The organism is Paraburkholderia ginsengiterrae, from assembly GCF_001645125.1.
Classification (GTDB): Bacteria; Pseudomonadota; Gammaproteobacteria; order Burkholderiales; family Burkholderiaceae; genus Paraburkholderia; species Paraburkholderia ginsengiterrae.
The window spans coordinates 260,988-282,941 of record NZ_LXKA01000110.1; the positions used below are offsets into that span (position 1 = coordinate 260,988).

Consider the following 21,954-nt stretch of genomic DNA (forward strand, 5'->3'; position numbering starts at 1 on the left):
CGTTCGTCCACAGCTCACGCCTACGCCGATGCTTTTCATCCTCTTCACGCTCGATAGCGAACGCTACGTGATCGACGCGACGCAGGTGGAGCGCCTGATGCCGCTCACGCCGCAGTCGCCGCCCAAGACGATCCCCGGCGCGCCGGCCTGGGTGGCGGGCGTGCTCGATCACGAAGGCATGCCGCTGCCGGTGATCGATCTGCCCGCGCTCGCGCTCGGCCGTCCCGCCGCGCAACTCATGTCGACGCGCGTCGTGCTGGTGCGCTATCCGCACGCGGGCGCCACCCGCCTGCTCGCGCTGCTGCTCGAAGGCGCGACGCGCACGATTCGCCTGAATGAGGATGCGTTTCACGATGCCGGCATCGACATGCCGCACGCGCGCTATCTCGGTCCGGTCGCGAGCGAAGCGGGCGGCCTCGTGCAATGGATTCGCGTCGAGCATCTGTTGCCCGACGACGTCAAAACGCTGCTGTTTCCCGAGGCGCACGCATGAACGCGCATCACGACAACGCCCCGCTGTATCGGCATTTCGCCGAACTCCTGCATCGGACCATCGGGCTCGACGCGGCCTCGCTCGGTCATAGCGCGATCGAACGTGCGGTCGACCAGCGCGCCGCTGCGTGGTACGCCGACGGTCACGCCGACGCCACCCTCGCTGACTACTGCCAGGCAGCGCAAAACTCGCCTGCTATCTTGCAGGCACTGATCGAAGCAGTGGTGGTGCCGGAGACCTGGTTCTATCGCGACGCGGACGCATTCAAAGCGCTCGCGAAGCTCGCGCGTGAGCGCCTGGACGAACGCGGTACCGCGCTGCCGCTGCGCATCCTGAGCCTGCCCTGCTCGACCGGTGAAGAGCCGTACACGATTGCGATGACCTTGCTCGACGCGGGCATCGAGCCCACGCAGCTGCGCATCGACGCAATGGATATCAGCGAACGTTCGCTCGCCGTCGCGCGGCGCGCGGTCTACGGACGCAATTCGTTCCGCGGCAATGCGTTTCCGTTTCGCGACGCGCACTTCACCCGCGCCGAGGACGGCTGGCGTCTCGCGCAGCGCGTCGTCGAAACGGTGCAGTTCGCGCGCGCCAATCTGATGCAGCTCGATGCGTCGGCGCTCGGTGTCTACGACTTCGTGTTTTGCCGCAACGTGCTGATTTACTTCGATCGTGAAGCGCAACAAACCGCCTTGCACGTGCTCAATAGCATGCTGGCCGGCAAAGGCACGCTGTTCGTGGGCCCCGCGGAAACCGGATTGCTGATGCGCTACGGCATGCAGTCCGCGAAGATTCCGTTGGCTTTCGCGTTCCATCGCGGCGCCCCCGAAGACGCGTCGCTCAACACCTGGCACACCGCGCCGCTCTCTAACGCCGCGGCACTTGCGATGACCTCTGCCCGGATGCCCGCGTTCGCGCCCGCACAGGTGTTTTCCGCCAAGCCGTTCGCATGGCTCGATCCGGTTGCGCCCGCGACCGTCGACGCAGTTGCGCGGGACGTGCCGCGTCATGAAACCACGCGCTCCACGCCGGTTGGCAGCCGTGCGCCGCATGCACGCAAAGCGTCGATCCTCGAATCGCAGACGCCTGATCGGCTGTCGTCACAGATCGCCGCGCCGACTCGCACAGCAAGCGATACGCTGAAAACCGCGCACACGCTGGCCGATGCCGGACGTCTCGAGGAAGCCGCCACTGCGCTCAATACGTACCTGGCGCATCACGCCCCGCATGCCGAGGCGTTTTACCTGCTCGGCGTGCTGGCCGACGCCAACAGCGAGCCGGCCGTCGCACGCGCGCACTATCGCAAGGCGCTCTATCTCGATCCTCAGCATGCCGAAGCACTTGCGCATCTCGCCACGCTGCTCGAACTCGAAGGCGACCGCCACGGCGCGAGTCTGTTGAAGCAACGCGCGACGCGCGCACAAGGAGCCCAACGTGGCTGACGCGCAAACCACGGGTTTCGACGATTGCTGGAATCGCATCGGCGTGCGCGGCGATTCGTCATGCGAACGTCTGGACGAATACGTGCGCTGCCTGAATTGCCCCGTGTTCGAAGCGGCTGCGGCCAAACTGCTGGAGCGGCCGATTCCGCGCGTGGATCTGTCGCTGCACGACGTTCGCGCGTCGCAATGGGAACAGCCTGATGCGCAAGGCGCGAGCGAATCGTTCCTGGTCTTTCGCATCGGCGAAGAATGGCTCGCGCTGCCCACGCCGACTTTCAAGCGCATCGTGCAGACGCGGCCGATTCACACCTTGCCGCATCGGCAGCATGGCGCGGTGCTGGGTGTGGTGAACGTGCAGGGCGAGTTGCTGGTGTGCCTGTCGCTCGCCCATCTGCTCGGCTTCGAGTCCGGGCCCGCGGCACGCAACGATCGCGACGATCGCGTGCGCCACGATCTGCCACGCATGCTGGTGGTCGCGCGGGCGGAAGAACACGCGGTGTTCCCCGTCGATCAGGTCGACGGCGTGCATCGTATCGCGACCGCCAGCTTCTGCACTCCGCCCGCCACGCTCTCGCACGCCGCGGCCGCGCATACGCGGGCGGTCGCGCCGTGGCGGGGCGTGAGCGTGGGACTGCTCGACGCCCACGCGCTTTTCGACACCTTGAACCGGAGCCTCGGATGACGGACGATCCGCGCCGCCCGTCGTTGATCGATCTTTTCCGCGAAGAAGCGCGGACCCAGGCACGCGTGCTCAACGACGGGCTGCTCGCCCTCGATCGCGCGCCGCGCGACGCCGCCGCACTCGAGGCCTGCATGCGGGCCGCGCATTCGCTCAAGGGCGCGGCTCGCATTGTCGGCGTGCAGGTCGGCGTCGAACTGGCGCACGAAATGGAAGAGTGCTTCGTCGCCGCCCAGGAAGGACGCGTGCTGCTCGACGCCGGCTGGATCGACGCACTGCTGCGCGGTGTCGATATCGTCGCGCGCATCGGCAACGATGATGACGAGTCGGCGCGCGAGGCCGTCGGTGCATGTGTGGCGTCGTTGCAGGCATTGATGGCGGGTAGAGTGCCGCATGGCGCGGCGACGCGGCGCGACGTGACGCCGCCGGCTGGCGCTGCGTCAACCGCCAACACGCACAGTGCAGCCGTTGAACCGCCTGCCTCGGCCTCCGCCGGCGCAGATGCAAGCGCGGACGCTGACGCCGAATTCAACCTGCTCGCCGCCGCCCTGCGCGCCGAGGCCGCACCGGCCATCGCCGCAACCGCCACGACCACCGCAGACGTGACAAGCAGGACAATCGCACCAGCCGCGACGCCTGCCACCGTTCCCGCCTCGACCACCAGCGGCAACACAAGCGGCGCCGCCACCGAACCTGGCCGCATGCTGCGCGTGCGCGCCGACAACCTCGACCGCCTGCTATCGCTATCGGGCGAATCGCTGGTCGAATCGCGCTGGCTCAAACCGTTCGCGCAATCGATGCTGCGCGTCAAACGCGTGCAGCGCGACAGCGCCCGCGCGCTGGACAAGCTGCACGAAACGCTCGCCGACCTGAAGCTCGACCCGCGCGCCCAGACTGCGCTCGAGGAAGTTCGCCGCCTCACCGCGGAGTCCCAGCATCTGCTCGCCGAGCGCCTCGCCGATCTGGAGAGCTTCGACCGCCGCTCGACGCACTTGTCCCAACAGCTCTACGACGCCGCCCTGCAATGCCGCATGCGTCCGTTCGGCGACAGCGCCGGCGGCCTCGCGCGGATGGTGCGCGACGTGGCGCGTTCGCTGGGCAAAAAGGTGCGCTGGCAACTGGTCGGCGAATCGACGCAGGTGGATCGCGACATTCTCGATCTGCTCGAAGCGCCGCTTGGCCACATGCTGCGCAACGCCCTCGACCATGGCATCGAAACCCCCGCCGTGCGCCTCGCGCGCGGCAAGCCGGAAGAAGGCACCCTGACGCTCGACGCGCGTCACACCGCCGGCGCGCTGCTCATTACGGTCTCAGACGACGGCGCGGGCATCGATCTCGACGCACTGCGCGCGTCGATCATTCGCAAGAACCTGGCAAGCGAGGAAACCGCCGCGCGTCTCTCTGAAGCCGAGCTGCTCGAGTTCCTGTTGCTGCCGGGCTTTTCCCTGCGCGATCAGGTGACCGACGTGTCGGGTCGCGGCGTCGGTCTCGATGCGGTGCATGACGTCGTCAAGCGCGTGCGCGGCACGGTGCGGATCACGCATGAGCCCGGTCTCGGCACGCGCGTGCAATTGCAGTTGCCGTTGACGCTGTCGGTCATTCGCAGCCTGCTGATCGAAGTCGCGGGCGAGCCGTACGCGGTGCCGCTCGCGCATGTGAATCGCACGCTGCACGTGAGCCGCGCGGAGATCGAACTGCTCGAAGGCCATCAGCACATCGCTCTCGCCGGCCGGCGCGTCGGCGTCGTCACTGCCCACCAGATTCTCGACACGGCGCCGCCTGCGGATGAAGGCGATACCGTCAGCGTGATCGTGATCGGCGATGGTCCGCAAACCTACGGCGTGGTGGTCGATCGCTTTCTTGGCGAGCGGATGCTGGTCGTGCAGCCGCTCGACCCGCGTCTGGGCAAGATCAGGAACATCACCGCCGGCGCGTTGATGGAAAACGGCGATCCGGTGCTGATCGCCGATGTCGACGACTGGCTGCGTTCGGTCGAACGGCTCGTCGCGGGTGGCAATCTGCAGCACACGCAACACGGCGTCGCGCATGCCGCGCAGCGCACCACGCGGCGCGTGCTGGTGGTTGACGATTCGCTCACCGTGCGCGAGCTCGAACGCAAACTGCTGGCCACGCGCGGCTATGACGTGACCATTGCCGTCGACGGTATGGATGGCTGGAACGCGGTGCGCGGCGAACGCTTCGATCTCGTCATCACCGACATCGACATGCCGCGCATGGACGGCATCGAGCTTGTCACGCTCATCAAGCGCGATCCGCAGTTGCAATGGCTGCCGGTGATGATCGTGTCGTACAAGGATCGCGAAGAAGACCGCCGTGCCGGCCTGGACGCGGGCGCGGACTACTATCTGGCGAAAGGCAGCTTTCACGACGAAGCACTGCTCGATGCGGTGCGCGATCTGATCGGCGAAGCGCACGGTCAAACCCACGGGTAAAACGGATGAAAATCGGAATCGTCAACGATATGCCGCTCGCCGTCGAGGCACTGCGCCGCGCGCTCGCGGCGCGCCACGACTACACCGTCCTGTGGGTCGCGCAGGACGGCCAGCAGGCGATCGATTTCTGCACCGCGCAGCGGCCCGACATCGTGCTGATGGACCTGGTGATGCCGAACGTCGACGGGATCGAGGCCACGCGGCGCATCATGGCGAGCGCGCCGTGCGCGATCCTGATCGTCACCGTCGACGTGGGCGCGAACGCCTGGCGCGTCTATGAAGCGATGGGCGCGGGCGCGCTCGACGCCGTCGATACGCCGTCGCTGAGCGGTCCCGACGCGCCGAGAAGCATCGCCACATTGATCGCGAAAATCGACCGCATTGCCGCGCTCGTGCAGGAGCGCAACGGAGCCGGCGCGGTGGCGGCGGGCGCGCCGGCCGGCACGCCGAATCGCGACACGCCGCTCGTGGCGATCGGCGCATCGGCGGGCGGTCCGTCGGCGCTCGCCACGCTGCTCGCCGGCCTGCCGAAGGATTTCGCGGCGGCCATCGTGGTTGTCCAGCACGTCGACGCGGCGTTCGCGGCCGGCATGGCGGACTGGCTGAACCAGCAATCGGCGTTGCCCGTGCGGATTGCCCGCGAAGGCGACCGGCCGCAGCCGGGCGTCGTGCTGCTCGCCGCCACCGACGACCATCTGCATCTGAAACTGCCGAACGTGCTCGGCTACACGCGTGTGCCGGAAGAAACGCCTTACCGCCCTTCCGTCGACGTGTTTTTCCACAGCGTGGTGGCACGCTGGCCCGCGCGCGCGATCGGCGTGCTGTTGACCGGCATGGGCCGCGACGGCGCGATTGGCCTCAAGGCGATGCGCACCAAGGGCTATCACACGATCGCGCAGGACGAGGCAACGAGCGCCGTGTACGGCATGCCGAAAGCCGCCGCGGCGCTCGACGCCGCCGCCGCGATCCTGCCGTTGCCGCGCATCGCCGCCGCGCTCGCCAGCGCAGTCAACGCACGGTAGCCGCCTCGAAACACTGATATTTATTCTGGCTGAACGACATGAACACGTCTAACCCACATCAGAACGCCGCCGCGCCGGATCTCGCAGAAAACGGCGCGAACGTGCTGGACGCCCCCAACCTCGCTATCGATGACGCGTTGGCACGCATCCTCGGCAATCCCCCCGCGGCCGAGTGCCCGATCATGGTGCTGCTGGTCGACGACCAGGCGATCATCGCCGAGGCGGTTCGCCAGGCGCTGGCCGGCGAAGCGAGCGTCGACTTCCACTACTGCGCGTCGCCCGAAGAGGCGCTGCGCTGCGCCGAGGACACGCGCGCGACGGTGATCCTGCAAGACCTCGTGATGCCGGGCACCGACGGCCTCACCCTCGTGCGCCAGTATCGGCAAAACCCGGCCACGCGCGACATTCCGATCATCGTGCTGTCGACCAAGGAAGAGCCGCTCGTGAAAAGCGCGGCCTTCGCCGCCGGTGCCAACGACTATCTGGTGAAGCTGCCGGACCGCATCGAGCTGATTGCTCGCGTGCGCTACCACTCGCGCTCGTATCTGAACCTGTTGCAGCGGGACGAGGCCTATCAGGCGCTGCGCCAATCGCAGCAGCAGTTGCTCGCGACTAACCTGGAATTGCAGCGGCTCACCCATTCGGACGGCCTGACGGGGCTGTCGAACCGCCGTTACCTCGATCAGTACCTGACCGCCGAATGGCGGCGCGGCGCGCGCGACAAGACCGGCCTCGGCTTTCTGATGATCGACGTGGATAACTTCAAGGCCTACAACGACACCTACGGGCACGTCGCGGGTGACGACGTCCTCAAACGCGTCGCGCAAACCATCGAGTCGTGCCTTGGCCGCTCGCCAGATCTGGCGGCACGCTTCGGCGGCGAAGAGTTCGCCGTGGTGGTGCCTGGCACGTCCGCAGGCGGATTGCACCTGCTCGCGGAGAAGATCCGCATCGCCATCGAAGGGCTGGCGATCCCGCATGCGGGCTCCGTTGCGGGCGTCGTGACGATCAGCATCGGCGCGGCGACCGTCGTGCCCTCGCCCGCCGAGCCGGTCACCAAACTGATCGAAACTGCCGACGTCGGGCTGTATCGCGCGAAACGCGACGGGAAGAATCAGGTCGCGGTGAGTTGAGCTGCGCCTTCCTTGGGGTGCGCAGAGCCAGCCACCGCAGGCGATTGAACGCGCAACACGCGTGGTGTAACACAGGTAGTGGACAATATCGGCAACGATGGCATCACTCGATATGACCCTTCCACCCTGAGAGGAACGTGATGAACTACGACGACAGCAATCCCTTCGCCAGGATTCTGCGCGGCGAACTACCGTGCATTAAGGTGGCCGAAACCGATGCCGCCCTCGCCTTCATGGACCTGATGCCGCAAGCCGACGGCCATCTGCTGGTGGTGCCGAAGGAAGCCGTGGCGGAGATTTTCGACCTGTCGGACGCTTCGACGGTGGCCTGCATGCGCATGGCGCAGAAGCTGGCGATTGCCGTGCGCGCGGCCTTGCGCCCGGACGGCGTGTTCATCGGACAATTCAACGGCGCCGCTGCGGGGCAAACCGTGCCGCACGTGCACTTTCACGTCATCCCGCGCTGGGAGGGCCAGCCGCTGCGCATGCACGCGCGCGACGTCGCCGATGCGGATACGCTCGAGGCCCTCGCCACGCGGATCCGCTCACATTGGCGCGCCGATTGAGGCGGAGTGCTCCGGATCGGTGTGTGGTTATGCGCCGTAATATCTGTAAAAGCTTCTGAAACCAGCCGCGCGCGCTGTGCAGCTAGACTTCTCTTTGCCTTGTACCCACAAGGCATTGAGTGTGGATCTCTTTTCAGCCTGCCCGAAACGGCAGGCTTTTTTATTGGCGCGCCGATTCGACTGACTCGACCCACAGTGCAATGCTGTGCGTGTCAAAGGCGGTCCCGCGCGCGCCGCAGCGGATGCCGCCAGTCGATGCGGCGCGCACGTGCGTGCACGGGCCGCGGGTCATGCAGATCGTGCAGGTGCCGGTGTTCTTGCCACAATTCGTCGGAGAAAAGAAACAGGACGATGAGCAGCGGAATCACCAGAAAGGCGCCCAGTATCAAGTGCTCGATCACGTTAGCCTCCGGTTGCAGGAGCATGATTTCATTGTAGAGCACCGCTCATACCCACACCGTGCCGCGCCACTCATAAGCGTCCTGATCGTCCCAGTCACCCCCAATTTCCAGCCTGCGACAACGCGACGCCCCGGCCCCGCCAAACCCGCGCCCCGCCTCACTTATCGCAAAAATACGCTGCGCGGGAAGCCGCCATGGCAAGAACTCCATGCCTGAAGCCGTGACTAACTGAAACGTGCCTCGTCCGGCAACGGACACACACATTCAGACCAATAATTCTCAAGGGGAATCCAATGACGATTGAACGCAGCAGCGAACTGACTTTGCGCCCGCTCGAGCGCACCGATCTGCGCTTCGTCCATGAAGTGAACAACAACGCGAAAATCATGCGGTACTGGTTCGAGGAACCGTACGAAACCTTTTCGGAGCTGACCCAGCTTTATGATCAGCACGTGCACGACTTGCGCGAGCGGCGCTTCGTGGCGATCGACAACGAAGGGCAAACGGTCGGCGTGGTCGAGTTGATCGAGTTGGACTATATCCATCGGCGCGGCGAATTTCAGATCATCATCGCGCCGCACGCCCAGGGCCGCGGCTACGCGACAGTCGCTACCCGGCTCGCAATCGACTATGCGTTCTCCGTGCTGAACCTGCGCAAGGTCTACCTGATTGTCGACAAGTCGAACACCGCGGCCATCCACGTTTATGAAAAGTGTGGTTTCAGGCACGAGGCTGAACTGATCGAGGAGTTTTTCGGCAATGGGCGCTATCACAACGCCTTGCGCATGTGCATGTTCCAATCCGAGTTCTTCACGGCCAATCAGCGCGCCGACTGAACCTGCCTCCTCGCCGCAGACGCCGTTCGGCGCGTCTGCGCGCGCCGCGAGCCACACCTGGCACCATTTATATTCTGCAAATACCCCGTTATTTCGCGATTCCGGCCTGTCCGGTTGAATGACTTTGTGTGCAACGCACCAAAGGCGTCATTTAATAGTAGTAAATCACTTAATTGCGGCCTCTCGTTTACGCCAATACGTACCGCAAAGCTTTACTGGTTAAAGCGATGCGTCCTATTCGTCTTTTAGTTATCCGTTGCGATCTCGATCAATTAAGCAGTTGCTCAAGGATTAGGCAGGTGCGACAGCCGGTGCGACAATTCGCCGCTGTTGCGACCGCACACAAGATGTGCTTGTCGTTCTCCACGATTCTCCTAAAGTCGAATGTGCGGGTCCGACGTTAAAGTTAAATACATAGCTAACCTGAGTATCTCCCCGCACCGGAGGACATATGAAAATGCGAATCGCCCTTGTTTTCGCCATTGCGGGATTGGCTGCCGCGACTGTTCAGGCGCAAGACGTCATGATCAAGCCGCAACAAACCATCCAGTTCAAGGCCAATGCTTATGGCTGCCTGTCGAAGGATAAACTCGACGCCGCCGACCAGCATGCGCAAGCCGGCGAACAGCAAAAGATGCAGGAATTCTTCTCCGGATATCAATGCATTTCTACCCCGGAAAATTCAGACTTCCGCGTGGTCCGCGTGGTCGGACACGACGTCGAATTCGTGAATTCCGGTAACAGCGATACCCAAGGCCTCTGGGCGAACGATCGGTTCATCAAGCAATAAATTGAACGCTGACATTCCGGCGAAACGCCGGGGTGTGATTTTGCGCGTGTGGATCGCTGGCTGCTGAAAGTTAGGGACTGAGTTTCTGCGAGTTAAAAAAACGGCTGGGCATTTTATGCCCGGCCGTTTTTGCTGGCATTCGCGCATGAAGCTGTAACGCATCGGTGCGGACGGAAAAAAGCCGATGCGGAATGTGTCGGTCCGCATCGGCAGCACGCCTTCTCGCAAAGCGCAGGAAACCGTAGCTAACTCACCATCACGGCACAACGCGCCACGTCGTGCCGGTCAATGAGAGTCGCGCGGCACCGGCGCGCCGCTCGATCCGACCAGAAAGTCCAGATCCGCTCCCTCGTCCGCTTGCAGCACGTGTTCGACGTAGAGCTTGTAGTAGCCGCGTTTGGGGACCTCCGGCGCTTGCCACGTGGCCCGCCGGCGCGCGAGTTCCTCATCGGTGACGTCGAGGTGCAGGCGGCGTGCTTCGACGTCGAGTTCGATCATGTCGCCGGTCCGCACGAACGCCAACGGACCGCCCGCGGCCGCTTCCGGCGACACGTGCAGTACTACTGCGCCATAGGCCGTGCCGCTCATGCGGCCATCGGAAATGCGCACCATGTCCGTGATGCCTTTTTGCAGCACCTTTTTTGGCAGCGGCATGTTGCCGACTTCCGCAAATCCCGGATAGCCCTTTGGCCCCGCGCCCTTGAGCACCATGATGCAGTGTTCGTCGATATCGAGCGACTCGTCGTCGATCTTCGCGTGCAACTCCTCGATGTTCTCGAATACGACCGCGCGGCCGCGATGCTTCAGCAACTGCGCGGTGGCCGCCGACGGCTTGATCACCGCGCCGTTCGGCGCCAGGTTGCCCTTGAGCACCGCAATGCCGGCCTTTGGCTTGAACGGCTCGGCAAACGTGGTGATGACTTTCTCGTCGTGATTCGGCGCGTTGCGCACGTTGTCCCAGATCGTCTTGCCATTCACCGTCAGTGCTTCGCGGTGCAGCAGGCCTTGTTCGCCGAGTTGCTTCAACACCGCCGGCAAGCCGCCTGCGTAGTAAAAATCCTCCATCAGATACTCACCCGACGGCTGCAGATTCACGAGGCACGGCACGTTCGAACCCAGTTCCCAGTCTTGCAGCGACAACTCCACGCCCATGCGCCGCGCCAGCGCGATCAGATGCACCACCGCATTGGTCGATCCGCCAATCGCCGCATTCGTGCGGATCGCGTTCTCGAACGCCTTGCGCGTGAGAATCTTGTCCATGGTCAGATCTTCGCGAACCATGTCGACAATGCGCCGGCCGGCGAGATGCGCCAGCACCTGGCGGCGTGCGTCCACCGCGGGAATCGCCGCGTTGTGCGGCAAGCCCATGCCGAGCGATTCGACCATCGAGGCCATCGTCGAGGCCGTGCCCATCGTCATGCAGTGGCCGCGTGAGCGGTTCATGCAGGACTCGGCTTCGGTGAATTCCTCCTCCGTCATCGTGCCGGCGCGCACTTCCTCCGACATCTGCCACACGCCCGTGCCCGAACCTATGTTCTTGCCGCGAAACCGGCCATTGAGCATTGGGCCACCCGACACGGCGAGTGCCGGCAAATTGCACGACGCGGCGCCCATCAGCAGCGCGGGTGTGGTCTTGTCGCAGCCCACCAGCAGGATCACGCCGTCCATTGGATTGCCGCGAATCGATTCCTCGACATCCATGGAAGCGAGATTGCGAAACAGCATGGCGGTAGGCCGCAAATTGGTTTCGCCCAGCGACATGACCGGAAACTCGAGCGGCAAGCCGCCCGCTTCGTGCACGCCTTTTTTCACGTACTCCGCCAGCTCGCGAAAATGCGCATTGCACGGCGTTAGTTCGGACCACGTATTACAGATCCCGATCACCGGGCGTCCGTCGAATTCGTCGTGAGGAATGCCCTGGTTCTTCATCCACGAGCGATGCAGGAAACCGTCGCGGTCCTTGAGGCCGAACCACGCCTGGCTGCGCAGCGGCTTTTTAGTCTGGTTCGAATCAGCCATGAAGTCTCCTGTTGGCAAATGTTTTGAAGCGCGTCAGTGCACGCGCTTGCTGCGGCGGAACTGGTCGAACAGCACGGCGAGCAGCAAAATTCCGCCTCGAATCAGGTATTGGTAGAAGGTCGGCACGTTCAGAAGACTCATGGCGTCCTGCACGGAGCCCATGATCAGCACGCCGACCAGCACGCCGGAAATCGTCGCGACGCCGCCCGTGAGCGAGACGCCACCGAGCACGCACGCAGAAATCACGCCCAGTTCGAGCCCGACCGAGGTTTTCGGGTCGCCCAGACTCATGCGCGACGCCAGCATCACACCCGCAAAGCCCGTCACGAGACCTTGCAATACGAACACTGTGATCTTGATACGCGTCACCGGCAAGCCCGCCAGCAAGGCCGCTTCGCCGTTGCCGCCGACCGCCAGCACGTTCTTGCCGAACACGGTTTTCTTCAACAAAAAGCCGAACAGCACGAAGCCGACGATGTTGCTCCAGATCGGGTAGGAAATGCCGAGGAACGAACCGCCGCCGAGGTCGAAGAAACGCTCTTCGGAGATCATCACGGCGTCGCCGTTCGACGTGATGTAGGCGAGGCCGCGCACGACCTCCATCATGGCGAGCGTGACAATCAGCGAGTTGATCTTGTAGCGCGCGACGAGCACGCCGTTCACGAGGCCGACCGCGCCTCCCGCGAGCACACCGGCGGCCACGCCGAGGGTTACGCTATGCGTCGCGGTAATCAAGGTGGAGGCGACCACGCCCGCGAACGCGACGATCGATGCCACCGACAAATCCACTTCGCCGAGCGCGAGCACAAACATCATGGTCACCGAGATCGAACCGATCAGCGTGACGGAGAGCAGCAGGCCCTGAATATTGCGCGCGCTCAGAAAGTCCGGCACGGTGAACGACAGGACCGCGAACAGAATCACGAACACCATGACGATGCCGGACCGGTTGATCAGGTCCCAGGTGCGCGCGGCACGCGCGCTCAGCCCGGCTGACGCGACAGCGGGAGTCGAGGAGTCGGTTGAAGGGGTATGCATGGTGTTTATTCCGTTTCAATGGCGCGCTTGAGTCGCCTTCGTTTGTCGGGTGAGTGCGGCGGTGAATGCGGTGACGAACGCGGTCGCGTCAGCGGGGCAGGGCGAGCTTGATCAACGCATCCGGCGTGGCCTGAGCCTTGGGCAAATTGCCAACGATGCGTCCTTCCTTCATCACGATCACGCGATCCGCCACACCGATCACTTCGGCGAGGTCGCTCGACACGACAATCACGGTGCGGCCCGCTTCCGCGAGCCCATACAGCAGCCCATAAATTTCGCTGCGCGCGCCGACGTCGATACCGCGCGTGGGTTCGTCCATCAGGAACACGTCGATCTCTTCAGCCAGCCAGCGCGACAGAATCACCTTCTGCTGATTGCCGCCGGAGAGCGTGCCAATCGGCGTGTCGCCGTCGCGCGTCTTGATCGCGAGCTTGCTGATGAACGCTTTCGCGGTCTGCGCTTCCTTGCGGCCGTCGAGTACGTTGAAGCGGCTGAAATGGCGGCGGCAGCTGATGTTCAGGTTGTCCGACACCGAGGCAATCGACACGATGCCTTCCTGCTTGCGGTCCTCGGGACACAACGCCACGCCCGCGCGCACGGCATCGCGCGGCGTGGTGAAATGCACGCGTTTGCCTTTGAGCGTGATCTCGCCCGATGTGGGTTTGACCGCGCCGTAAATCAGCTTCATCAACTCCGAACGGCCCGCGCCAACCAGCCCGAAGAAGCCGACGATCTCGCCCTGGCGCGCGGTGAACGAAGCGGGCTCACGCAAGCCACGCCCCATCACCGCGTTGACGTCGAGTTGCACGCCGCCGAGTTCTCGAGCGCGATAGCCGTACACGTCCGCGATTGAACGGCCCACCATGCAACTGATCAGACGATCGCGATCGAGTCCTTCACCGGCTTCGAACGTATCGATGTGGCGGCCATCGCGAAACACTGTCACGCGGTCACACAGTTCGTAGACTTCGTCCATGCGATGCGTGACGTAGATGATCGCGCGGCCTTCGGCCTTCAACCCGCGGATGATCCGGAAGAGTTGAGTGGTCTCACGCGACGACAAGGAGCTGGTCGGTTCGTCGAAGGCAATCACGCGCGCATCGCGCATCAGCGCCTTGCCGATCTCGATCATCTGCCGCTGGCCGATCGAGAGATGCTTCACCTGCTGCAACGGATCGATCTTTTCACCGAGCCGTTCGAGCTCGCGCACCGCGCGTGCCACCAACGCCTTTTCATCCAGTACACCGAAGCGATTCGGCATGGCGCCGAGCATCAGGTTGTCGGCCACCGTCAGTTCCGGCACCAGATGCAGTTCCTGGTAGATGATCGCCACACCCGCTGCGATGGCAGCCTTTGTCGAACCGAAATGCTGCTCGACGCCATCGAGCGACAAGGTGCCCGCTGCGGGCTGGTTCACTCCGGACAACACCTTGAGCAGCGTCGACTTGCCGGCGCCGTTTTCGCCCATCAGGCCGTGCACTTCGCCGCGGCGCACGTCCAGCGACACCTGGTCGAGCGCGAGTACACCAGGAAAGCGCACGGTGATGCCGTCGAGTTGCAGATACGGCTCGCCGGATGCAGGCGAGGGCGCCGCTTCGGCGGTGGGGGACTCCGTGTATGAAGACGTCATCGACAAACCTCAAGCAGATGAAAACCTGTGGCAGGCCGCTCCCGCGCAAACGGAAGCGCGAACGGAAAACGGCCCGCCGTGCGCAATCTGGAACCCCGCTTAAATGCCGAGTTCCTTACGCACTTCCTGCCAGTTGTCGCGCACCATCAGCTTGCCGGTGGTCTGTGTATCCGCAGGCGGCTGCTTGCCGTCCTTGATCCACTCGACGAGGTTCTCCGTGCTCTCCCTGCCGTGCATCGTCGAGCTCACCGCGATCGTGCCGTAGAAGCCGGTCGGCTCCTTCTTCTGGAATTCGGCAAACGCTTCGCCCGCGCCGTTGATGCCGACGCCGATCACGTCCGCCGCCGGAATATGCAGTTGCTCGGTGGCGCGCACGCCACCCAGCACGCTTTCTTCGTTGAGCGCGAAGATCACCCACTTCTTGATGTTCGGATGCTGCGCAAGCACGGGCGACGAGGCATTGAATCCGCCTTCGTCATCGGTCGTTTTCTGCGGCGCGTCGAAGATGTTGTCCTTCTTGAAGCCGCCGGCCAGCAGCGATTGCGTCGCGCCGTCGGTGCGCAGTTTCGCGGTCGGCAGTTCGTAGTTCGTAATACGCAGCGCGCCGACTTCTTCCGGCTTCCAGCCGCGCCGCTTCATCTCTTCGGAGATCGCGGTGCCGACCTGATTACCGATCTTGAGCGCGGACATGCCCAGATGCGGCACGTTCGCGAGCGGCTTGCCGGTGGAGTCGACCAGTTGATCGTCGACGGTAACGAACTTCATGTTGTAGCGCTTCGCGCGCGCCTGAATCGCGGGTCCGAGACGCACGTCGGGTGCGCAGATCACGAAGCCCTGCGCACCTTGCGCGCCGAGGTTGTCGATCGCGGCCAGCACTTTTTCACCGTCCGGCGTGCCGATGTTCACCACCGAGAATCCATCCTTCTGGCCGAGTGCGGTCGCGGCTTTCTGTTCGTTGATGAACCATGCCTGTTCCGGCATCTTCACGAGAAAGCCGACTTTGAGCGGCTGATCCGCCCGCGCGGACAGTTGCGTGGCGAAGGGAGCGGCGAGGGCGGCGGCGGCCATCGCGGATAGCGTTAAACGGCGAAGCTTGCTGGTCATGTCTGTCTCCTGTCGATTGGTGTTAGATGGCACTGACTTCGATCCCATGCAACCAGGTTGCTGAGCTTGAAAAGCTGTTCAGCCCGCCACGTAAGCCGTTTTCACGGCTGTCCAGAACGCGGCATCCGCGGTGCCATAGGCGGACGCCTTACGGCCGCCGCCGGGTACGTGATGCTCCACGGCGGTGGTCGGCAGATTGATCGTGACAAAGCCGCTGTGTACATGACGGCGAAAATGCCGCGCGCGAGTGAGCGAGCGTGTGCAGATGCCGGCGCACAAGCCGTACGCGTTGTCGTTCGCGAGATGCAGTGCGTGCTCGTAGTCATCTGCGCGCAGAACCACTGCGAGCGGTCCAAAAATGTCTTCCTGCGCGATACGGTGTGCGGGTTCGCCCACGAACAGCGCCGGCTCGAAAAAGTAGCCGCGCGTCGCGCGTTCCAACCGGCGTCCGCCATGCAGCAATTGCGCGCCTTCCTGCAAACCGATGCGCACATAGTCGAGACCGCGCTCCAACTGCGCGGCGTTGGCCACCGGGCCGATATCCGTGCCATGCTTCAGCGCGTGATCGATCGTGAGTCGGGCGAGCTTTGCCCGCAACGCGTCCACGAACGGCTCGAACACCGCGCGCTCGACGATCAGCCGGGCCGCCGCCGTGCTGCGTTGACCGGCCGACCCATACGCGCCGCTCAAGGCGGCATCGACAGCGCCATCCAGATCGGCATCAGCCAGTACAACGAACGGATTTTTGCCGCCCATATCCAGTTGCACGCGCGCCTGGCGAGCAGCGGCGGATTGCAGCACGCGCGTCCCGGTTTCCGCAGAACCGGTCAGGCTGATCGCGGCCACCAGCGGATGGGCGGCAATCCGCGCGCCGACTTGCCGGCCGCTGCCCATCACCAGATTGAACACGCCTGCGGGCAGACCGGCACGGCTGATCAGCGATCCCAGCGCCGCAGCGCAAGCCGGCACCGATTCGGCCGGCTTGAACACGACACAATTGCCATAGGCAAGCGCGGCGCCTATCTTCGCCGCGGCGATGGCGAGCGGCGCGCTCCACGGCGCGATGATGCCCACCACGCCGAGCGGCTCCCGCGTCACGTCGATCTCGACGCCGGCGCGCGCCGACGCGACCGGTTCGGCAAAAGCGCCTAACGCTTCGGCGGCGAATCGCTTGAAGAGCTGGCCGGCGCGCGTGGCTTCGGCGAGCGCCTCGGGCAAGGTCTTGCCAACTTCACGCGCAAGCAGCCGGGCCAGCTCGTCGCGACGCGCGAGCATCTCGCTGCCGATGGCATCGAGCGCGTCCGCGCGACGCTGCGCCGAGCCGACCGACCATTCGCGAAAAGCCTCGTGCGCGGCTTCAATGGCGGCATCCGTCTGCCGCACGTCGGCCCGCGCATAATCGCCGACCGGTTCGTCCAGGTCCGACGGATTGAGCGAGACGCCCGTGGTCGCGCCCGTTTCCCAGCCACCATTGATGTAGTGGCGAAACGGACTGGCAACGAGCGGGACGAGCGGATCGCGGTTCATCAGCGGCAAGGGGCGGCGTGGAGAAGGCTGGAAAGTCCACGAATGGTATGAGCCGGCCCAATAACTTTCCAATCCCTTTTTAGGCCATCCCGATATCAATTCAGGTATGGCATCATGGATGTCGTGTCGAGGCAGACTGCTCGGCGGAAGGCGCCGGATCGCCTCGAATAAAACGTGCTGGAGACACGCCATGACGCGTAGCTACTCGAACTGGTTCGTGCGTGCACGGCTCAAGACGCGACAGCTGCTGCTGCTCGCCGCGATGGACGAGGAGGGCAACGTCCGGCGGGCCGCCGACGTGCTCGGCATGACCCAGCCCGCGGCGTCGCGCCTCCTGAAAGAACTGGAGGACATGCTGGGCGTGAGCCTGTTCGACCGCACGCCGCACGGCATGCACGCCACGCTGTACGGCGAGGTAATGATCCGCCACGCCCGCATGGTGCTATCCAATCTGAGCCACGCGCACGACGAGATTTCCGCGCTGCGCGCCGGTCTCGCGGGCCAGGTGCGGATCGGCGTGATCGCCGCGGCGGCGGCCACGATGGTGCCGCGCGCGATCGCCGGTGTGAAGGAGCGCTACCCGCAGTTGCAGATCTGGGTCGAGGTGGAAACGTCAGACGTGATGCTGCCGCGGTTGGCGGAAGGGGAACTGGATCTCATGATCGGGCGCGTGCTGGAGCGGCAGAACCAGTTCAAGACCGAAGTCCGCTATGAACCGCTCGCCGACGAACCGCTCTGCGTGGTGGCGCGTCCCGGGCATCCTCTCGAAAATGAAACAGGTTTGACACTGCGCGCAATCGTCAACGCAAGCTGGGTTTTGCACCCGCCGGGCAGCGTGTTGCGGCATCGCTTTGATCTGATGTTTTCGCAGATTGGACTCAATCCTCCGCAGAATGTGGTGAATACGAACAATTTTCTGGCAATTTCCAGCTTGCTATTGCAAAGCGACATGTTGGCGGTTTTGCCTGACGAAGTGGCGCGCCAGTACCAACAGTACGGCGTTTTGAAGCGTATACCGATCGATTTACCGTACAGGATGGATACATTCGGTATCATCACGCGCCAGTCGCACCTGCTCTCGCCGGCGGCCTCGGTCGTGCTCGAAGCCTTGCGGGGAGCGGCTGGCGAGGTTTACGGCAGCACTTTCGAGCCGCTCATGGCGCGATAAATGCTCCTTCCGTGGTCATGGCTGCCGGCAAACGGCGCGGAAGGAGCAAACGATGTACAACGACCAACACCGAAAACGGCAACGTGCCGTCGACGATTCTTTTTCAGTTCGCTCCGGCGGAGCGAGCGCCTGGTTTAGCAACGGCATGGCTCTCAAATCGACGATTTACAAAGCGGAACTGCAGATCGCCAACATGGACCGGCACTATTACGCCGACCATTCGCTGACGATCGCCCGCCATCCCTCCGAAACCGACGAACGGATGATGGTCCGCGTCGCCGCGTTCGCGCTGTTCGCGCAGGAACGCCTCGAATTCTGCAAAGGCTTGTCTGACGTGGACGAGCCCGACCTGTGGGAAAAGGATCTGACCGGCGCGATCGATACCTGGATCGAAGTCGGCCAGCCGGACGAACGGCGTATTGCCAAAGCAAGCGGCCGCGCCAACCACGTGATCGTGATGGCGTACGGCGGCCGCGCGTCGGACATCTGGTGGCAGGGCGTGCGCAACAAGGTGGAACGCCTGCGCAATGTGACGGTGTGGACGCTCGGCGAAGACGTCGCCGCGTCGCTCGGCGCGCTGGCCGAACGGACCATGCGCCTGCAGTGCACCGTGCAGGACGGTGAAGCATGGCTCGGCAGCGCCGAAGCCGATGCGGTCAAGATCGATTGGACAGTGCTGAAAGCGCCCGCCGACGCTTGACGTCTGATCGCCGGAAACGCTTACAGCGACGTCATCCGCGCCGCTTCCGGCGGCCCCTTGAGTTCGACCATATTGCCCTCCGGGTCGAACAGATATAGCGACGGCCCAAACCCGTCCGCACCGTAGCGCAGCCCCAGTTCGCCCAGCCGTGCGCCGTGTTCGACCAGGTGCGCCTTGAGTGCATCGGCGTCGAACGGCTCGATGCGCAGGCACACGTGATCCATATTCCGCCCCGCGCCGGGCACGCCGTTTTCAGCGTGATCGAGCCGGGCGCCGACCTGCAGCAGATCGATCAGCGAGCGCCCCGCGCGCAACTGCGTCAGGCCCAGTTCGCGCTGCTCCTTCTCCACGCGGCAGCCAAGCACATCGCAATAGAAGCGCGACATCGCCTCGACATTGGTTGCCCGAATGACGATGTGATCGATCTCGCGAATGTGGATTTTCATGTCGAACGCCCCTTGGCCGGCTCACCGAACGGATGGAATAGCCAGTGTAGAAGAAAGGGCGGGGCTGCGAGTGCGAGTCGTGCAAACGCGGCGAGGGTCAGATCCCAGAGTACGGACGAAAAAAAGCCCGCTCTATGTGGAGCGGGCTGAATCCATATCAGGAGGAGACATGGAGGAGACAGGTACTAATATACACACGAGGTTGATGCGACGCAATAACTTTTTAAGGGAAAACCCGATATCGGGCCAAATTGTCGCAGTTTGCGGTGAACCGGTTGCCTGGCGGGCGCCTCGGGCCTACGGGGAAGCGCAATGACAGAGCAAGAACCGGAGCGTACTGTGTTGGCAGGCGGCCTACATTGGTGAGCATCGACACCGCCTATTCGAGACCATCATGAACCGCAATCTTGCCGATACCGCCTCCCGCGCGCCCCGCTGGACTTCCGACGACGAGCGCTGGGACGCCGTGACACGCCGCGAGCCGCAAGCCGACGGCGCGTTCTTCTACGCCGTCAAAACGACTGGCGTGTTTTGCCGGCCGTCGTGCGCGTCGCGCCAGCCACGCCGCGAAAATGTCGCTTTCTTCGCCGATGCCGCCGCGGCGCGTGCCGCGGGCTATCGCGACTGTAAGCGTTGCCAGCCGGGCGGCCTGCCGCGCGAACTGGAAATCGTGAATCGCGCCTGCGCCGCGCTGGACGCCGATCCGCAGCAGCGCCTCACGCTCGCGCAATTGAGCGACGCCGTGCACGTGAGCCCGTTCCACTTGCAGCGTCTGTTCAAGCGCGTCGTCGGCGTGTCACCGCGTCAATACCAGGCCGCACAGCGTGGCGCGGCCTTGCGCGATGCGCTTCAGCGCGGCTCGGACGTCACCCGCGCCACGCTCGACGCGGGCTTTGGCTCGCCGTCGCGGATGTACGACAGCGCGTCGGCGGAACTGGGCATGGCGCCGTCCGCATATCGGCGCAAGGGTGCGGGGCTCACCGTGCGCTATGCCAGCGCGCCTACCTCGCTCGGCTTTGTGCTAGTCGCGGCGACCGACAAGGGCATCTGCAAGATCGGTTTCGGCGACGACGCCGCCATGCTCGCCGACGACCTGCGCGGCGAATTCGCCAACGCCGACCTGCTGGAAGACGTCGAGCGCCTCGCGCCGTTCATCGCGCAGATCGACGCCTATTTGCGCGGCACCCGCCAGGATTTCGACCTGCCGCTGGATATCGCCGCGACGGCGTTCCGGCAGCGTGTATGGGACGCGCTGCGGCGCATTCCGTACGGCGAGACCCGCAGCTACTCGCAAATCGCCGAAGCAGTCGGCTCCCCGCGCGCCGTGCGGGCGGCGGCGAGCGCGTGCGCGACCAATCCGGTGGCGCTGGCGATTCCCTGTCATCGGGTGGTGCAAAAGGGCGGGGCGCTGGCCGGCTATCGCTGGGGTCTTCCGCGCAAGGCCGCGCTGCTCGACAACGAAGCGCAGCACGCCGGTAACATTTCGCGCGACGAGGCCGGGCGCCGCCAACCGGCTCTGGCTGACACGGACAACACCCTGACCAAACTGGACCACGCCGCGTGAGCACGCTCGACGAAGTCGCCACACTCGAACTACCGTTCAAACCACCCCTCGACTGGCCGCGCCTGCTGCGCTTCTTCGGCGGGCGCGCGACCCCGGGCGTCGAAGCGGTGGAAGACGGCGCGTATCGCCGCGCGATCGACTGGGCCGGCGACAGCGGCACGCTGAGCGTGCGCCTGCATCCACGCAAGCGCTGTCTGGTCGCCAGCATCGAAGGGCCAGCGAGCCGTCACGCCGACGCGCTCGCTACGCCGATTGCGAAGATGTTCGACCTGCACGCCGATCCGAAAAAGATCGGCGCCGGACTCGCCGCGGATCCGTGGCTCGCGCCGCTCGTCGAGGCCGTACCCGGCTTGCGCGTGCCGGGCGCATGGTCGGGCTTCGAACTGGTGGTGCGCGCGATCGCCGGCCAGCAGGTCAGCGTGAAAGCGGCCACTACCATCATCGGGCGGCTGGTGCAGCGCGCCGGTGAACGCATTGACGGACATCCGCATGAGAACACCGCATGGCGTTTTCCCACGCCCGCCGCGTTGGCCGCGGTGGACCTCGCGCAAATCGGCATGCCGGGGAAGCGTGTAGCGGCCTTGCAAGGCTTTGCGCACGCGGTCGCAACCGGCGACGTGCCGGTCGACAGCAGCACCGCCGACGCCGACAGCCTGCGCGCCGCGTTGCTCGCGCTGCCCGGCATCGGCCCATGGACGGTCGAGTATGTGGCGATGCGGGCATGGCGCGATGCCGACGCATGGCCCGCGTGGGACCTCGTGCTGATGCAGTCGATCTGCGCGCGCGATCCGGCGCTTCAGCGGCCCGCCCAGCAGCGCATGCGCACTGACGCGTGGCGGCCGTGGCGCGCGTATGCGGCGATGCATCTGTGGAACGAAGTGGCGGACCGCGCCGGCGCCGCGCGAGGCGGCTGACATCGCCGGCCACTCGGCAGGGAGCCGTG

20 protein-coding genes are annotated in these 21,954 nt (G+C 64.4%); 13 read left to right on the top strand and 7 right to left on the bottom strand.

The window, feature by feature from the left end; genetic code table 11:
- Window positions 1-28: 28 nt before the first annotated feature.
- The 7 genes from A6V37_RS09280 (at window position 29) to A6V37_RS09310 (ending at window position 7,788) form a co-directional block, all read left to right on the top strand.
- A complete protein-coding gene (locus A6V37_RS09280) occupies window positions 29-493 on the top strand; it encodes a chemotaxis protein CheW (RefSeq protein WP_064266961.1) in 465 nt (154 codons plus the stop codon).
- Window positions 490-1,935 carry a CheR family methyltransferase gene (locus tag A6V37_RS09285; RefSeq protein WP_064285931.1) on the top strand — a complete coding sequence of 482 codons (1,446 nt, stop codon included), beginning with the start codon at window positions 490-492 and terminating at the stop codon, window positions 1,933-1,935. The genes A6V37_RS09280 and A6V37_RS09285 overlap by 4 nt, the downstream gene beginning before the upstream one ends.
- Window positions 1,928-2,617 (top strand): chemotaxis protein CheW, encoded by a 690-nt coding sequence (locus tag A6V37_RS09290; protein WP_064266963.1) that lies wholly within the window; start codon window positions 1,928-1,930, stop codon window positions 2,615-2,617. Before A6V37_RS09285 ends, A6V37_RS09290 begins: the two co-directional genes overlap by 8 nt.
- The gene (locus tag A6V37_RS09295; RefSeq protein WP_064285932.1) at window positions 2,614-5,067 is read left to right on the top strand and encodes a hybrid sensor histidine kinase/response regulator; all 2,454 of its coding nucleotides are present in this window, start codon (window positions 2,614-2,616) and stop codon (window positions 5,065-5,067) included. The genes A6V37_RS09290 and A6V37_RS09295 overlap by 4 nt, the downstream gene beginning before the upstream one ends.
- A 5-nt stretch (window positions 5,068-5,072) precedes the next feature.
- Window positions 5,073-6,089: a chemotaxis response regulator protein-glutamate methylesterase gene (gene cheB / locus A6V37_RS09300; RefSeq protein ID WP_064266965.1), complete on the top strand. Its 1,017-nt coding sequence runs from the start codon at window positions 5,073-5,075 to the stop codon at window positions 6,087-6,089.
- Between the two features lie 38 nt (window positions 6,090-6,127).
- Entirely contained in the window at window positions 6,128-7,222 is a 1,095-nt protein-coding gene (locus A6V37_RS09305) for a diguanylate cyclase (RefSeq protein WP_064266966.1), read from the top strand.
- Window positions 7,223-7,362: 140 nt separating this feature from the next.
- A complete protein-coding gene (locus A6V37_RS09310; protein WP_064266967.1) occupies window positions 7,363-7,788 on the top strand; it encodes an HIT family protein in 426 nt (141 codons plus the stop codon).
- A 212-nt stretch (window positions 7,789-8,000) separates the two neighbouring features.
- Here the strand turns inward: A6V37_RS09310 and A6V37_RS09315 are convergent, their stop codons facing one another.
- Window positions 8,001-8,189 carry a hypothetical protein gene (locus A6V37_RS09315; RefSeq protein ID WP_064267193.1) on the bottom strand — a complete coding sequence of 63 codons (189 nt, stop codon included), beginning with the start codon at window positions 8,187-8,189 and terminating at the stop codon, window positions 8,001-8,003.
- A gap of 293 nt (window positions 8,190-8,482) precedes the next feature.
- Here A6V37_RS09315 and speG point away from each other — a divergent pair, with 293 nt between their 5' ends.
- Entirely contained in the window at window positions 8,483-9,025 is a 543-nt protein-coding gene (gene speG, locus A6V37_RS09320) for a spermidine N1-acetyltransferase (protein WP_064266968.1), read from the top strand.
- 451 nt (window positions 9,026-9,476) lie between these two features.
- Window positions 9,477-9,815 (top strand): surface attachment protein Sap1, encoded by a 339-nt coding sequence (gene sap1, locus A6V37_RS09325; RefSeq protein ID WP_064266969.1) that lies wholly within the window; start codon window positions 9,477-9,479, stop codon window positions 9,813-9,815.
- A 285-nt stretch (window positions 9,816-10,100) separates the two neighbouring features.
- Here the strand turns inward: sap1 and A6V37_RS09330 are convergent, their stop codons facing one another.
- The 5 genes from A6V37_RS09330 to A6V37_RS09350 form a co-directional block, all read right to left on the bottom strand.
- The gene (locus tag A6V37_RS09330; RefSeq protein WP_064266970.1) at window positions 10,101-11,834 is read right to left on the bottom strand and encodes an IlvD/Edd family dehydratase; all 1,734 of its coding nucleotides are present in this window, start codon (window positions 11,832-11,834) and stop codon (window positions 10,101-10,103) included.
- Between the two features lie 33 nt (window positions 11,835-11,867).
- Window positions 11,868-12,872 (bottom strand): L-arabinose ABC transporter permease AraH, encoded by a 1,005-nt coding sequence (gene araH / locus A6V37_RS09335; RefSeq protein WP_064266971.1) that lies wholly within the window; start codon window positions 12,870-12,872, stop codon window positions 11,868-11,870.
- Between the two features lie 88 nt (window positions 12,873-12,960).
- On the bottom strand, window positions 12,961-14,502 hold the full coding sequence (araG, locus tag A6V37_RS09340) for an L-arabinose ABC transporter ATP-binding protein AraG (RefSeq protein ID WP_064266972.1): 1,542 nt from the start codon (window positions 14,500-14,502) through the stop codon (window positions 12,961-12,963).
- A gap of 99 nt (window positions 14,503-14,601) precedes the next feature.
- On the bottom strand, window positions 14,602-15,606 hold the full coding sequence (locus A6V37_RS09345; RefSeq protein WP_064266973.1) for an arabinose ABC transporter substrate-binding protein: 1,005 nt from the start codon (window positions 15,604-15,606) through the stop codon (window positions 14,602-14,604).
- Window positions 15,607-15,684: 78 nt separating this feature from the next.
- A complete protein-coding gene (locus A6V37_RS09350; RefSeq protein ID WP_064285933.1) occupies window positions 15,685-17,133 on the bottom strand; it encodes an aldehyde dehydrogenase family protein in 1,449 nt (482 codons plus the stop codon).
- 190 nt (window positions 17,134-17,323) lie between these two features.
- Between A6V37_RS09350 and A6V37_RS09355 the strand changes: the two genes are divergently transcribed.
- Together A6V37_RS09355 and A6V37_RS09360 are read left to right on the top strand one after the other, a co-directional pair.
- On the top strand, window positions 17,324-18,301 hold the full coding sequence (locus A6V37_RS09355) for a LysR family transcriptional regulator (protein ID WP_064266975.1): 978 nt from the start codon (window positions 17,324-17,326) through the stop codon (window positions 18,299-18,301).
- A 145-nt stretch (window positions 18,302-18,446) separates the two neighbouring features.
- On the top strand, window positions 18,447-19,001 hold the full coding sequence (locus tag A6V37_RS09360; protein WP_064267194.1) for a YaeQ family protein: 555 nt from the start codon (window positions 18,447-18,449) through the stop codon (window positions 18,999-19,001).
- A gap of 20 nt (window positions 19,002-19,021) precedes the next feature.
- Here A6V37_RS09360 and A6V37_RS09365 read toward each other — a convergent pair whose 3' ends face one another.
- The gene (locus A6V37_RS09365) at window positions 19,022-19,447 is read right to left on the bottom strand and encodes a VOC family protein (protein ID WP_064266976.1); all 426 of its coding nucleotides are present in this window, start codon (window positions 19,445-19,447) and stop codon (window positions 19,022-19,024) included.
- Between the two features lie 394 nt (window positions 19,448-19,841).
- Here A6V37_RS09365 and ada point away from each other — a divergent pair, with 394 nt between their 5' ends.
- Window positions 19,842-21,011, top strand: a complete 1,170-nt coding sequence (ada, locus tag A6V37_RS09370) for a bifunctional DNA-binding transcriptional regulator/O6-methylguanine-DNA methyltransferase Ada (protein ID WP_064285934.1) — start codon at window positions 19,842-19,844, stop codon at window positions 21,009-21,011.
- Complete coding sequence (locus tag A6V37_RS09375; protein ID WP_064266978.1) at window positions 21,008-21,925, top strand: DNA-3-methyladenine glycosylase family protein; 918 nt, start codon at window positions 21,008-21,010, stop codon at window positions 21,923-21,925. The genes ada and A6V37_RS09375 overlap by 4 nt, the downstream gene beginning before the upstream one ends.
- The last annotated feature ends 29 nt before the right edge of the window (window positions 21,926-21,954 follow it).

Coding starts and splice junctions, on each gene's coding strand:
- A6V37_RS09350 (WP_064285933.1), bottom strand. CDS start 17,133: ATGAACCGCGATCCGCTCGTCCCGCTCGTTGCCAGTCCGTTTCGCCAC.
- A6V37_RS09330 (WP_064266970.1), bottom strand. CDS start 11,834: ATGGCTGATTCGAACCAGACTAAAAAGCCGCTGCGCAGCCAGGCGTGG.
- A6V37_RS09345 (WP_064266973.1), bottom strand. CDS start 15,606: ATGACCAGCAAGCTTCGCCGTTTAACGCTATCCGCGATGGCCGCCGCC.
- A6V37_RS09360 (WP_064267194.1), top strand. CDS start 18,447: ATGGCTCTCAAATCGACGATTTACAAAGCGGAACTGCAGATCGCCAAC.
- ada (WP_064285934.1), top strand. CDS start 19,842: ATGAACCGCAATCTTGCCGATACCGCCTCCCGCGCGCCCCGCTGGACT.
- A6V37_RS09355 (WP_064266975.1), top strand. CDS start 17,324: ATGACGCGTAGCTACTCGAACTGGTTCGTGCGTGCACGGCTCAAGACG.
- A6V37_RS09285 (WP_064285931.1), top strand. CDS start 490: ATGAACGCGCATCACGACAACGCCCCGCTGTATCGGCATTTCGCCGAA.
- sap1 (WP_064266969.1), top strand. CDS start 9,477: ATGAAAATGCGAATCGCCCTTGTTTTCGCCATTGCGGGATTGGCTGCC.
- A6V37_RS09280 (WP_064266961.1), top strand. CDS start 29: ATGCTTTTCATCCTCTTCACGCTCGATAGCGAACGCTACGTGATCGAC.
- A6V37_RS09310 (WP_064266967.1), top strand. CDS start 7,363: ATGAACTACGACGACAGCAATCCCTTCGCCAGGATTCTGCGCGGCGAA.
- araH (WP_064266971.1), bottom strand. CDS start 12,872: ATGCATACCCCTTCAACCGACTCCTCGACTCCCGCTGTCGCGTCAGCC.
- cheB (WP_064266965.1), top strand. CDS start 5,073: ATGAAAATCGGAATCGTCAACGATATGCCGCTCGCCGTCGAGGCACTG.
- A6V37_RS09295 (WP_064285932.1), top strand. CDS start 2,614: ATGACGGACGATCCGCGCCGCCCGTCGTTGATCGATCTTTTCCGCGAA.
- araG (WP_064266972.1), bottom strand. CDS start 14,502: ATGACGTCTTCATACACGGAGTCCCCCACCGCCGAAGCGGCGCCCTCG.
- A6V37_RS09365 (WP_064266976.1), bottom strand. CDS start 19,447: ATGAAAATCCACATTCGCGAGATCGATCACATCGTCATTCGGGCAACC.
- speG (WP_064266968.1), top strand. CDS start 8,483: ATGACGATTGAACGCAGCAGCGAACTGACTTTGCGCCCGCTCGAGCGC.
- A6V37_RS09305 (WP_064266966.1), top strand. CDS start 6,128: ATGAACACGTCTAACCCACATCAGAACGCCGCCGCGCCGGATCTCGCA.